Source organism: Xenorhabdus sp. PB62.4, from assembly GCF_014467285.1.
Taxonomy (GTDB): Bacteria; Pseudomonadota; Gammaproteobacteria; order Enterobacterales; family Enterobacteriaceae; genus Xenorhabdus.
Genome location: NZ_NKHR01000012.1, coordinates 38,621 through 51,636 on the forward strand (window position 1 = coordinate 38,621; position 13,016 = coordinate 51,636).

Annotated in this window: 13 protein-coding genes; 6 read left to right on the plus strand and 7 right to left on the minus strand. The window is 40.5% G+C overall.

What is annotated here, in order from left to right:
• The first annotated feature begins 182 nt into the window (after positions 1 to 182).
• The 6 genes from Xenpb_RS11465 to Xenpb_RS11490 all read left to right on the plus strand — a co-directional run bounded on the left by Xenpb_RS11465 (position 183) and on the right by Xenpb_RS11490 (position 5,920).
• Entirely contained in the window at positions 183 to 425 is a 243-nt protein-coding gene (locus Xenpb_RS11465; RefSeq protein ID WP_187654441.1) for a hypothetical protein, read from the plus strand.
• Positions 426 to 520: 95 nt separating this feature from the next.
• The gene (locus Xenpb_RS11470; protein ID WP_187654442.1) at positions 521 to 2,320 is read left to right on the plus strand and encodes a hypothetical protein; all 1,800 of its coding nucleotides are present in this window, start codon (positions 521 to 523) and stop codon (positions 2,318 to 2,320) included.
• Between the two features lie 10 nt (positions 2,321 to 2,330).
• Entirely contained in the window at positions 2,331 to 2,618 is a 288-nt protein-coding gene (locus tag Xenpb_RS11475) for a DUF2523 family protein (RefSeq protein ID WP_187654443.1), read from the plus strand.
• A gap of 5 nt (positions 2,619 to 2,623) precedes the next feature.
• Positions 2,624 to 3,736 (plus strand): zonular occludens toxin domain-containing protein, encoded by a 1,113-nt coding sequence (locus Xenpb_RS11480; protein ID WP_187654444.1) that lies wholly within the window; start codon positions 2,624 to 2,626, stop codon positions 3,734 to 3,736.
• Positions 3,733 to 4,956 (plus strand): type II secretion system protein GspD, encoded by a 1,224-nt coding sequence (locus Xenpb_RS11485; RefSeq protein WP_187654445.1) that lies wholly within the window; start codon positions 3,733 to 3,735, stop codon positions 4,954 to 4,956. Before Xenpb_RS11480 ends, Xenpb_RS11485 begins: the two co-directional genes overlap by 4 nt.
• 547 nt (positions 4,957 to 5,503) lie before the next feature.
• Positions 5,504 to 5,920 carry a hypothetical protein gene (locus Xenpb_RS11490; RefSeq protein ID WP_187654446.1) on the plus strand — a complete coding sequence of 139 codons (417 nt, stop codon included), beginning with the start codon at positions 5,504 to 5,506 and terminating at the stop codon, positions 5,918 to 5,920.
• Positions 5,921 to 6,270: 350 nt separating this feature from the next.
• Here the strand turns inward: Xenpb_RS11490 and Xenpb_RS11495 are convergent, their stop codons facing one another.
• The 7 genes from Xenpb_RS11495 to Xenpb_RS11525 all read right to left on the minus strand — a co-directional run bounded on the left by Xenpb_RS11495 (position 6,271) and on the right by Xenpb_RS11525 (position 12,998).
• Positions 6,271 to 6,741 carry a YaiI/YqxD family protein gene (locus tag Xenpb_RS11495; protein ID WP_187654447.1) on the minus strand — a complete coding sequence of 157 codons (471 nt, stop codon included), beginning with the start codon at positions 6,739 to 6,741 and terminating at the stop codon, positions 6,271 to 6,273.
• A gap of 137 nt (positions 6,742 to 6,878) precedes the next feature.
• Complete coding sequence (locus tag Xenpb_RS11500; protein ID WP_187654448.1) at positions 6,879 to 7,463, minus strand: aminoglycoside adenylyltransferase domain-containing protein; 585 nt, start codon at positions 7,461 to 7,463, stop codon at positions 6,879 to 6,881.
• 26 nt (positions 7,464 to 7,489) lie between these two features.
• Positions 7,490 to 8,152 carry a DUF4184 family protein gene (locus Xenpb_RS11505; RefSeq protein WP_187654449.1) on the minus strand — a complete coding sequence of 221 codons (663 nt, stop codon included), beginning with the start codon at positions 8,150 to 8,152 and terminating at the stop codon, positions 7,490 to 7,492.
• 166 nt (positions 8,153 to 8,318) lie between these two features.
• Positions 8,319 to 9,605, minus strand: a complete 1,287-nt coding sequence (locus tag Xenpb_RS11510; protein WP_187654450.1) for an HlyD family secretion protein — start codon at positions 9,603 to 9,605, stop codon at positions 8,319 to 8,321.
• A complete protein-coding gene (locus tag Xenpb_RS11515; RefSeq protein ID WP_187654451.1) occupies positions 9,598 to 11,061 on the minus strand; it encodes a TolC family protein in 1,464 nt (487 codons plus the stop codon). Before Xenpb_RS11515 ends, Xenpb_RS11510 begins: the two co-directional genes overlap by 8 nt.
• Positions 11,054 to 12,268, minus strand: a complete 1,215-nt coding sequence (locus Xenpb_RS11520; RefSeq protein ID WP_187654452.1) for an ABC transporter permease — start codon at positions 12,266 to 12,268, stop codon at positions 11,054 to 11,056. The genes Xenpb_RS11515 and Xenpb_RS11520 overlap by 8 nt, the downstream gene beginning before the upstream one ends.
• A complete protein-coding gene (locus tag Xenpb_RS11525) occupies positions 12,261 to 12,998 on the minus strand; it encodes an ABC transporter ATP-binding protein (RefSeq protein WP_187654453.1) in 738 nt (245 codons plus the stop codon). Before Xenpb_RS11525 ends, Xenpb_RS11520 begins: the two co-directional genes overlap by 8 nt.
• Between the last annotated feature and the right edge of the window lie 18 nt (positions 12,999 to 13,016).

Sequence of the window (13,016 nt, forward strand, 5' to 3'; positions counted from 1 at the left end):
TAATAATTGTCAAAAAATATTATTGGACATATCCAATCAAATTCCAATTTCTTACGATTACCCTTATTTGGGTAAAATATGGGGATTGGCATTTAGTTCTGTAATTACATTATATTTATTTTCTTTTGGTTTAGGTCAAATAATACGCATGGTTAAACATGCTTAATAAAGGAATTTTAAGGATGTCTATAAAATCTTTTTGTAAAAAAGTAGCTTTAGGTGCAACTTTGGCTGTTTCTTCTGTCTTTGCTTTTGCTGATGATGCTGCGGGTAAAGCCGGGGATGTGGATTTGTCTGCATTGACTAATAATATTGGTTTCGGCGGTGTACTTATTGCATTAATGGCAGTTGCTGGATCTATTATTACTTTGTATGCAGGTTTTGCAGGAATTAGATGGGTCTTGAGAATGGTTAAGGGTGCTTAATCCAATTTACTTTAATAGGTTAAGGGGTGAAAGCCCCTTTTTTTATTTATGAATGCTGACTTATTAACGCTGGTTGTTTTTATTTGGGGGCTTTTATGCGCATGGGCTGTCATTCAGGGTTTCAAAGGTTAATAGTTTATTCATTTTGTTTTTTATTTTTATTTATTAGTTGTCCTAGTCCAGTTAAAGCTAATCCGGCTGTAGTGGCGGGGGTGGGAATATTAGGTCGGGTTATTGCACAAACTGTAGCAAAAAGGGCTGCGACTCAGGCAGCTGCACGATACCCACTGACAGAGGCTGCTGCGGGTCGTTACGCTCTTGATCAATCCATTAAAGCAACAGTAAATGGAATGTCTCGTGAGGCCGCAAGGAGAGCTGCTAGTGTTCCTGCGAATTCTTATTTACGCAAAGCAGGACAGGCTACTTGGGCGGGTGTTACGGTTGCGGGCGGTGTTATGACAACATCGGAGCTTATCGGTGCTTTCCGTTCTGGTGATTTGGCGGTTTCTACTGATGGTGTTTCATTGGGAAATGGTAAATATGAGGTTAGGGTAGGGGGGCGCACTCAGATTGTGGACTTTGAACCATCAGACGATCAACCCGTTATTCTTTATGGTGATTCTATTGGTGGTGATATCGGCATAACGGTAACTCCACCTCGTCCGGTTGTGGTTAATAATTTTCCTCTTAATGATATTAAAATAGGGCTTTTCCCGATTCCTTCGGGTATTGTTAAATCAGCTTTTTTTGATAATAGTCGCGCAATTTATGAAGTTGATATTGATGATAATACAGGTGATTACTATTTTATAGAAGATGACAGCATAGAATCTGTTCAGAATGCTACTATCTTTGAGGCTATGAGAGAATTTGAAAGAAAATATGAACCTGTAATATATGAGGCTAATGGTGACAATGTAACTTTTGAATATATATCTACTTCTTATAGTATAGATATTTTAGATTTTATTCCTAGAGAGAGCAGTAAATTCCCTTCTTATCACGGCGTTAAAAACTATATTGCTGATGCGGTTACGTCTTACGATTCAATTGTTCCGGCTATTTTACATAAGAAAACGTTGAAAAGTTCATATGACCCTTGTGAATATATTACTGTTTCCGATGTTGTTGATGGCAATAAAACTGATTCACTTAAATATATGTGTACGCCACCAAATGAAAATGATTATGTTATTGATGATTCGCGCATTAGCTCTACTATTCATTTATCGTTAAATGTAGATTATAAAGGGGATTATTTTAATAAAAAAAATAAATCAAATTTAATTAAAACTGTTTCCGCCAATGAATTGGCTGATATTCTCAGTGATAAACCATTAGATAATTATATTATTGCTGATTTAATTACTGATTTATTGCATGATGCAGCTTTACAAGATGGTTATCAAGGTATTCCTGTTTCTGATGATGATTATATTTCAGAATCAGAGATAGCTGAGGCTTTAAGAGCATTAGGCAAGGATAGGTTAACAGCCCGTGATTTATTTTCACCATATCAAAACATTGAGATAGACCAATCAACCAATGAAACAAATATTAATAATATTGGAGGTAAAACCGATGTTAATGTTGAAGCTAAAGTTGATTTAGGCGAAAACCCTAATATTAAATCACCGGATTTGGAAGAACCGCCTACAGGAAGAGATATAATCGAACCGATTAAAAATAGCATGCCTTTTCTTTCTGATTTTAAATTGTTGGGTAGAAATGCAACTTGCCCTACAGTTAACAACCATTTTTCATTGATGGGATATGACTTTAATTTAGTGATTGAAAGTCATTGCCCGCTTATTGAACAAAATAGGAATTTCATCGAGCTTATTGCGTCTTTGATTTGGGCTTTAGTCGCGTTACGTGTGATTTTAAGCTCTTAAGGGGGGGGTTATGTACGGTATTTTACTTTCTGCGTTGAATGCGATTCTTGGTTATATATTACGTACTGTTGTTATTAAATTTGTGGTCTTTGGTGCGTTGTATCTTGTCGTTAAAGAATTGATGTCTGTTGTCGTCGAGTTGTTGCCTAAAAGTACGAATATTCAATCTTTGTTTGATTTGCTTCCTGATGCGGCTTGGTACTTTATCAATTTGTTTCAGGGTACTTTTGGCGTGAGCTTGGTAGTTACCGCTTGGTTTACGCGTTTCATCATTCGCAGAATTCCAATTATCGGGTAACTATTATGTCTATTACAGCTTATTTTGGCGTTCCTGGTTCTGGTAAGAGTCATGAGTGTGTGAAAAGTGTCATTCTTCCGGCTTATATGAAAGGTCGTCGGATTGTAACTAATATTGATGGCATTAACCCTGATGCGATTCGTGATTACGCTAAGAAACTATCTAAGGGTAAAGATATAGCTTTAGGTGAGATAATTTCAGTTACTGATGAAAAGGTTATGCAGGCGGGTTTTTTTCCTTATAAACGCAATGATCAAGAGGGATATTCTTGTAATGATTCTTTTTGTAAAGCTGGTGATTTGATTTGTCTTGATGAAGTTTGGCGTTTTTGGGGTTCTGATAAGGATTTGACACCGGAGCATCGTTCTTTTATTGCCGAACATCGTCATTTTACTGATCCTGATAGCGGGTTGTGTTGTGATTTAGCGTTGATGAATCAGCATCCTGATACGATAGCGAGATTTATAAAGACGCGTATTGAAACCTCTTTCAAGATGACAAAATTAGTGATGATTGGCGCTAAGAGTCGTTATCGTGTTGATGTTTATAACGGAGTAAAGTTGAATAAGTCTAATCGTACTACGTATTATCAAAATAAGTACGATAAGAATGTTTTTAAACTTTACCATTCCTACAATGGAGGCAAGGGTAGTGAAGCAACTGTTGATTCTCGGCAAAACGTTTTTAGCCAAACTAAATTATGGGTATGTATATTTGGGTTTTTACTCTTACTTAGCTGTAGTAGTTATTTTATCTACGAGTTCTTTACTGGTAACGCTAACGATAATCCTGTCGTGGTTGGTTCTGTTACTGACTCTGGTTTGGATAGACAAGTTGACCAGTTTAGGAGCAACAATGGTGATAACAATTTGCGAGAGGGAAGCGGAAATCAAGGAACTCAAGGAGCAGCAAGAGAAAAAATAGCAGATCCTCCTATTTCTTCAAAGTGGCGTATTTCCGGTTTTTTAAGTATGGATAATTATAATTACGTCACTTTGGTGAATGCTTCCGGTGATATCAGACTGGTTAATAAAACTGAATTTCATGGTAAAGGTATCATGATGTTCGGCTTTGTTGATGGGGAAAAAGTGACTTATTTTAGTGGTGTATCAAAATGAAAAAAATACTTTCTGTTATTTTATTATCTGCTATTCCTTATTTTTCTTTTGCGAAAGGTGTTAATTTTTCTCTGGATGGCGTTTCTATTCCTAAATCTGTTAATTTTATTTACGGTCAAGTATTTAAAAAACCCTTTATGATTTCACCGGAAGTCATTATTGATGAAAGATTAGTGTCATTTCATATTACGCCTGACCTTGATGAAAAAGAATTTTTTGTTCGTTACCTTAATAATATGGGAATTGGGGTAATGAAAAAAAATGGAGTGGATTATATTTATAAGTTGAAAGTTGTCGAACCGGTGATCCCTCAGTATACCTTTGTCTATAAGCCTCAATATCGTTCTGTGGGTTACTTAACGTCTGTTTTGTCCAGTGTCGTTCAGGGTAGGTTTGGTCATGGTGGTTCGATGTCTACCTATGTGGGCGGCTCTAAAGCCCCTAATCATTCCTCTGGCACGAATGCCTTTAGTTCTTCGGGTGATATGTTGGTTTTTTATGGCACTAAAGCGGATATTTCACGGATAGAGCAGGTTTTACCGTCTGTTGATACGGTGTCCGACGAGGTTTATGTAGGTGGCTATGTCTATCAGGTTCAGACAACGGAGCGTAACGGTTCAGGTTTGGCATTGGCGGCTAAACTACTGAGTCAGCGTTTTTCTATTCAGATTGGCGGCAATGGTTCAGGGATCGGTATGGACAACTTTATCAAGTTTTCTTCTGGCAATATAAATGCGTTAGTTGAGATGTTTAATACTGATTCTCGCTTTACCGTGGTAAGTTCGCCGTCTCTTCGGGCGCGTTCGGGTACATCGGCTTCTTTTTCTGTGGGTGAAGATGTTCCGGTACTGGGGAATGTCAGCTTTTCCGGCGACAGGCCAATTCAGTCAGTTGAATATCGTTCTTCGGGTGTGATTTTTAACGTGATGCCGGAAGTAAGACAGAATGTAATTGATTTGTCTATCAGTCAGGAATTGTCTAATTTTGCAAAAACGCATACAGGGGTTGATAACTCACCAACGTTGATTAAACGTAATATTCAAACGTCTGTTTCTGTGAATGATGGCGACATTATTTTGATTGGCGGATTGGCTGATAATAAAGATACGGATGCGAATACTGGATTATCATTCTTACCGTCTTGGTTCTCTAGTAGCAGTAAAGAAAATACAAAAACCGATATAGTAATAATTCTGCAAGCTAAAAAGGTGAAACGTTAAGATTCACCCCCGCAGCGGTGCGAGGAGGTGGAATCTTAACGTTTCACCTTGTTACTGAGTGGTGGTTAATATATAGGATTTAATTATTTTTATTGCTACTAGATATTTTGTTCGGTTTTGGATGCCCGTTAGGGCATGGAAGGCGGCACGCGGTAGTTTCTGGGAACACCGTTGTCAATCCGCCGATAAAACGGGGGGACTCCATCAGGGGGCACGGAACACCTCCACGCCCTGCAAAGCCGTCTTTTAGCGGGCTGTCCGCGACACGAAAGTTGGACGGTCGCAGACAAAAGAAATGTTCGGCTGGCACGGGATAAAATGTCTCGATGTATGTATATAATAAAAAATGGATGCCATGTAAACATCATTAAATAGCAATGTTTTTTAATTTTTAAATGGGTAACTAATAGACATTTATGATAATTTGAACTGAATTATGTGATGTATTTACTATTGTAGTAATGATTTGTATAAATTAAAAATTAGGATAAGCATTATTGAGGGACTTAAATAAAAAACAAAAATAACTAACCTAGGAGTATTGATCATGGCAATTGTATTTGCGTCAATAAATCCACATAACAATCCTATACAAACATCAAGCACCAATTATGTTGATATACCTGGTTTGGAAATCGATGTCTCAAGATATTCTAACTCACCAGGTTTAACAGCATTAATCACCTTAAATGTACCAACTCCCTATGCTTCAGGTAACAATTTCCCTGGAGGGAATTTTGTTATTATAACCGATCAAGGTGAACAGCTAGCTTTCGGTGGGTTTACTTACAGTAATAAGAGTCCAGAATCTTATGGACGTACACCATTCACACTAGTTGCCAGTTGTTCTCTTGCATCTAACATTTCTGTCATAAAAGCGCAGTGGAGCAATATACGTGGTAGCACGGTCCATATTGATTCATATGCATCTATTTCTGCGATTATTCAGTGTAGTTTTGGTTAATTTCAGATCAAGTAATATTTTGATAGTAAAAATCCGCCTTCTATAGAAGGCGGAATTAAATTTGATAGAGAACGCGCTCAGGGTAACAAACCTTAATACTTTTTTTAAAAGCCTCATGGGTTCGCATAATCTATATTATGTTAAATAACATGTAATTTACAATAACTATCATAAGATAGATTTTTTCAGTCAATTAGCTTCTTGTACCCTGCTTGGCTTTTTTACGTGTTGGGAATTTAATAACTTCGTATTTCGCATAATGAATCGTTATCATATTGTTGGAGACTGAAACCTCTCAGAAGTTTCAGTCATGAAAATATCAAAAAAATATGCAGCTAGTCGCCGTTTTTTCACCTTGGCTTCTTTTCAAGATGCTTTTTTTGTTGCAATAACCACTTATCTAGTTCATTTGCGAACCGCTGGCGATCACGTTGGTTTAAAGTAGCAGGCCCTCCCGTTTGGATCCCACTCGCTCGCATCGTATCCATAAAATCACGCATAACTAGGCGTTCACGTATTGTCGCTTCACTATAACGTTCACCGCGTGGATTGAGTGCTATTGCACCTTTTTCGATCACTTCAGCAGCAAGAGGAATATCTGCTGTAATCACTAAGTCCCCGATTTCTGAGCAACGAACAATTTGATTGTCAGCAACATCAAATCCAGCCGGGACTTGTAACGTACGTAAAAAAGCGGATGCAGGTACACTTAATCGTTGATTTGCCACGAATGTAACTCGTACTTTTTCACGTTCAGCGGCACGATATAATATTTCTTTTATAACCTTAGGACATGCATCAGCATCTACCCATATAGACATAACAGCCCCTCTCAATTTCATATTCTTAGCTATATCAAGGATATTCCCACGATTTTTAAAATAATTAAACTGTTATGGCATTCTGAGTCTGACATGGGGCGCCTAATTCAAACAAAACATCAAACATGATGGGAGTATCACAGATTCATTAACACACAATCGTGCAGTGAACTTACCGTGATCTGAAGTTCTTGCTGGCGATTTCGCCAATCTTCTTCACATCCTCTCAAATAGGTCTCCCGCGCATCGGCTAAAACTGTGGCCTGTATGGCTGGAAGGCGAGCAGCCGCCCAATCGGCAGCAGCATCCTTAGAAACAAATTCTCCAGTAACTAATGTTCGCCACATACGCGCCAGCGTTAGCAAAACATTGCGTTCATCTCCCTGTAATGTTCCAATTAAATCCGGCAGGACATCTTTAATAGCCCGGCGAATATCCGATCTTGAAATAGTTGGCAGAAGACTGCTTGCGTTCGGGCCGACCAGTGATATCGCTTCCTGTCGTGAAGGATATCGGCCTGATATCCTCATTAAATCAGCAGTAAGACATTCCCTAACCTCTGACGTCATCGGCTGGTCAATGACCACAAGCAAATCTACGTCACTGAGAGGACGAAGACCACCAACCACAGCCGAACCATGAAGGTAGATAGCTACCAGCGATTCCGCTAATCGCTTCTGGATAATCAACAACGCTTTATCTGCTTCGGAAGGAATGTACATAAGCAATTACCATGTATTTGTGTTGTCTATTTGAATACCAATAGATTTATCCCCGATGCTTCCCAAGATAAAAACAATGCTACAGGGCATGTCAAAATACCTGAGATAAACCCAATAACAATCAGATGGTAAAGTTTTCTTTTATTCGTTTTTTGAATAATAGGATCCAATTTTTTCTGATATTGCCAGTACTTCATGGCGAGGTACAACAATCCGAACAATGAACTGAGATGCTGTAGAATTTTATATATACTTATCCCCTGCCCGTTGGTAATGGGATGGAAAACGTGAAACTGTAGCAAAGGAATTAGCTCGACAAAAAAACCTTTATTGTGTGTAAACGCATCCCAGACAATATGGGTTACAGCGCCTATAAATAGCGACAGCACAAAAACAACCCTGTCCTTATTATCCTGTTTTTCATAACAAGTAAAAGATATTGGGAAAAGGACGGATAAAGGACATGACAATAAGCGTACAATCAAAAAGATCAATAGACATAAAGGAAATGCGGTATAAAACCATCCGGGTAAATGATGCGCAGTCGTTGCAACATCATATAACCCAACCGAGTAAAAGAAATCAGGAGACAAACTGCCAATAATCAGCGCAGGTAAATTCAATAACCTTCCCCCCGGAAGACTCTTCAAAGGAAAGACGGCTGCTGGATGTGAAAATGTCCATGGCATTATGAAAAATCCTGAAACAAATGTTAAAGTCAGCGATAGAAAATTATCATATTCAGCCCGGTAAACAACATATTATTGTGTTTGTAGATAATGTTACTACCCTGCCTGCGTTGTTTGATCTCAATCCTAATTGAGGGTGCCTCTAATTTAGGAAGTTCGATAAATGCTATTCAAAAGTATTTTTATAATTATGAGGCAATGCGATAAACCCCTCTTCTAGCCCGTGGACTTCCATACCTTCCGGCATCGCCTCCCCAACAGTTACCTGACGAGACACAGCCTGACGTTTTAAATCCGGCCGCCAATTTACTGTTAATTTTCCGTTGCTATCGTGAGTTAGCGCTGCTTCTGGTACAACAATACCCTGTTCATTGCGATAAACAACAATATTGACTTTAGCACTCATACCGGGCCTGATGGGGTAATCCTGTTTCATGGATGAAATGACTTTAATCACAACATCATAATAAATCGCTGATCCTGGTTTATCCGTGCTTACACTTTGCATAGCAATAGCTTCAATTTCTCCATCCAGAGAGTGATCAGAAAATCCCTCCCCGCTGATTTTTACTGCCTGCCCTTCTTTAAGTTTGGCGAGATCGGTTTCTTCAACCTGTGCCAGTACCTGATATTGTGTTGTGTCCATCACCTCCAGTAAGGGCATCCCTTCGGTAACCCGAACGCCTGTCTGAATCGTTAAGAGTTTCCCCTTTTCTCCTTGTGAAGCCCTAAGCACGACGCCCGAAAATGGCGCTTTAATTTCTTTATGAGAGTATTGTTCCTGTAGTGCCTGATAGCGGCTTGTTGCATTTTGAAGCTCCATCTCTGCAACACGTACATTACTAGCGCTGCCTTTTTGTCGAGTGGAAGCAAGATCATCCTGTACTGAAGCAAACTCCGTTAGTTGTCGGCGAAGTTGCTGCTCAAGATTTTCCACTTCCATTCGTGGAACGATGCCACGTGAAAAAAGAGCCTGTGTTTTTGCGAGATTATTTTTCAGTTCCATAACCATATGGTTCGCATTTTCGACGTTTCTTCTGGCCCGGATGACTTCCTGGCTGTTTTCCCAGTCATGCAATTGATCAACGGCAGATGAAGCCTTTATCATCTCAACTTGCGCTTGCCGAAGCTCAATATCAAGTTTTCGGGTATCAAGCGTAACTAATGTCTGACCAGTGTCGACGCGCTGTCCTTCTTTAACCAAGACTTGTTTGATAATTGCATCAAATGGGGCGGGTATGGTTTCAAGACGCCCGGATTGCAGCTTACCTACCAAGCCTAGTCGTTTTTCGATAAGACCGTGTTTTACCTCAATCCACTGCACTGATCCCTGAGCTGGCGATTTTTCTGAGAACAAATGCCCTGAAAACAAAAAGGCAAAAAAACAAGCCACCACTACAAGTGTGCCAACTATGGCCCGTCGATAACGTTTAAGGATTGATTGTTTATTCATTGATCGTTATCTCCCAGCTTTCCAGTGTAGTGCCAAGAATTTGATCCAGTTCAGCCTGAGAATTAAGGTACCGGATAAGCGTATTCAGGCGTGCATTTTCGGCATTTCTCAGGTCGGTTTCAAAACTCAGGACCTGAAAGTTGCTGGATCGCCCTGCCTGTAATTTTTCTTGTTCAATTTCGAGTTTCTTTTGAGAAAGTGAGCTGGCTTTTATTGCTAATTGATATTCCTGCCAGCGTGATTCTGTATCGCGGATGGCATTGATGACTCTTTGTTCCAGATTTATTCTTGCCTCCTCCAAATGTAACACCTGCTTCTGGACATTAACTTTGGCCTGAACTTCGGTTTGTTTCTGTGTCATATCACCTATTGGAATATCCAGTTGTATACCCACATAATTTTCCCAGTTTCGGGTTTCAGAAGAGGATGAGCGATACTGGGACGTACCGCCAACCAGTGATAAATCCCAGAGCCGATTATTTCTGGCCTGCAATAATTGAATATCTGCCACTTTTGCAGAAAGCAACTGAATAAGATAACCCGGCTGCTGAGCCTGTGCCTTTTGAATTGATTGTTCAACATTCAGACTGACGTGGGTTCCTTTTAACTTATCGGTAGCATAGATGGGCGTTTTGAGGTTCAGAGCGAGTAATTTAAGTAATGCCAGCTTCGCGGCATGTACACTGTTTTCAGCCTCTTTGGCCGAAAGCTCCTGCATGGCCAGATCAGCCTGCGTTTGTATGATATCTGTCTGAGCCATTCTGCCGGCATCAATCAACTCTTTGTTAGTTTCAACTAATTTCCGCATACGCTTAAGAGAAGCGACAGATAATGCTTGTTGCTCCTGAGCATGAAGTAACGCATGGTATGACAGGATAATCTGCGTAATTGAATCGGAAATAGTCGCTTTTAAATTCAAACGGTTGGTTTGTTCCTGAAGTCTGGCCAGTAAGACCGGAGCATGGTTAACATCTGTTCCTGCTCCTCGCAAAAGAGGCTGTATCACAGTAATGCTGGCGCCATCATTGTGAACGTTGTTTATCCCCGATTTAGTGTTATCACGAGTCCAAGAAAGCGTGAAGCGAGTTCCCAGAGGAGTGAGTAATGTGGCTTTAGGAGACAGGTTGGTTTTCCTAAAATTTGCATCCTGATTTTTACCAGCAATGTAACGCCCACTTAGCTGTAGCTTTGGTGTGAATCGATCTTCTGCTACCCGTAAATCAAATTTCTGAGCGATACGGTCCAGATAAACACTGCGGATTGCATAGTTATTCCTTAAACCAAGCCATATCGCATCGCTCAATGACAGGCCTATAACCTCCCCTACGGCGTCCTTTCGCAGACTGTAATCAGATCCTGATAAAGTTAACCGTTCCTGTTCAGATGCAGGGATCCCTGTTCGGGGAAACAGGAAAAATAAGGTCAGAGAGCCATAAAGGAAATATTTTTTAATCATCACGTAATGCCTGTACGGGTTCCATTTGAGAGGCTTTATGTGCGGGATAAAAGCCGGAGATAAGTCCCGCTACAATTGAGCTACCTATTCCTAAAGGAATAGATAAGGGGGCTAAAGAAAATGACCAGCCAGAATAAAGTACAAAAAGAAAGGCGACGATGACACCGACTAATGTACCAAGGATTGCGCCGGCAAAAGTCAGTGCCGCAGCTTCATACAAAAAAAGACGTCGGATATCCTGCGTTCTTGCGCCTAAAGCCATCCGTAAGCCGATCTCTTTTCGTCGGGCTGAAACATTCATCAGCATAACATTTGAAATCGCAATGCCGCCGGTGAGTAGCGAAATGCCTGCCAACCCGATCAACATAAAAGAAAAGGTTTTGTTTTGTTCTGTCTGCCCTTTCAATAGCTGTTGAGCAACCCGGACATCAATGTCAACCTCTGGAAACTTGCGCTTAAGTAATGTTAATAAATCCTTCGCATCGGTTTCTGTCGTTGTGGTCGTTATGGTGCGAGCGATGATGCCATTCAGGTCTGTATTGGGTGTTATTTTACGCATGGCATTTATAGGGGCAATCACCACCGAATCGAGAGAAAAAGGAAAAATGGGGTTTTGCCCTTTTACATCAAAGATGCCAATTACTGTGTATAAATAATTGCCAAGCTGAATCTGCTTGCCAAGTACACGGGAGGCATCCCCTTCACCAATGTTAACAGCGACTTCATTGCCAATAACCAGATAAGGAGAATGCTGATCATAATCAGAGATAAATCGGCCATAACGAAGTCGCAATTGCATAACTTCTTCAAGTTCCGCAGAGGAGCCTATTATGGTAAGTGTTTCTGTTTTCCCGTTATAGCGCCCAGGAGAAGAAGAATAGATCCAGGGTGCTGCTGAAAATAAACCAGGAATAGCCGTTGTCAGGTCGACCATTTTAATTGATGCACTATCAACTCCATGATTATAAGAGTTCAGATTTACTGTAATAACGTTGATATCAAGCCCGCTGAACATTTTCAATGCAGCCAGTGTGGCGTTATGCCCGGTATTAACAAATGCCACAACAGATGCGCAACCAATAGCAATACCCGATAAAGCAAGCAGAGTACTTCTTCCTGTTGCCATTAGGTTACGCCAGGCCTCTCTCCATATCATTAACACCGACATGCCATAGTTACCGGACTGACGATTATGATTATCAGGCATGAATTGCCATACCTCTGGTTTCATGCAACTGACCATCAATCATCCGTAATTCACGCTGCATATGGTTCGCAACCATAGAGTCATGGGTTATTACGACCAGCGTCATCGCGTTGTCTGTGTGAAGAGAAGCAAGTAACAGTAAAATCTCTTCTGCGGTTTGTTGATCTAAATTACCAGTAGGTTCATCAGCCAGCAGTAACGAGGGTTCCCCAACCAATGCTCTGGCGAGCGCTACTCTTTGTCGCTGCCCGCCGGATAAGTCAGCCGGATAATGCACGGCACGATGTGAAAGGCCCACCAAGTTCAGTTTTTCTCTGGCTATTTTATAGGCCAGTGAGGTAGGAATACCGCGGTAAAGAAGTGGCAGAGCGACGTTCTCTGTGGCTGTCATTCTGGCCAATAAATGAAAACTTTGAAAAACAAAACCAATTTCTTTATTGCGCATTCTGGCACGAAGATCAGCATTGGCTGTTGACATATCAACGCCGCAAAGAAAATATTTTCCAGAGGTGGGTTTATCCAACAAGCCGAGAATATTCAGTAAAGTGCTTTTACCCGAGCCCGATGTTCCGACAATCGCACAACTTTGACCAGCAAAAATTTGTGCTGTGATATTTTTCAGAACCGGTATTGGGCTCTCTTCTCCGTGTTGATAAACACGGGTTAGCCGTTGCATATTGATAACGGGCGATATCGGTATTGCAGGCTGAGTAGAATTTATAGGTTCCATTGTTTTTTATAATATCCC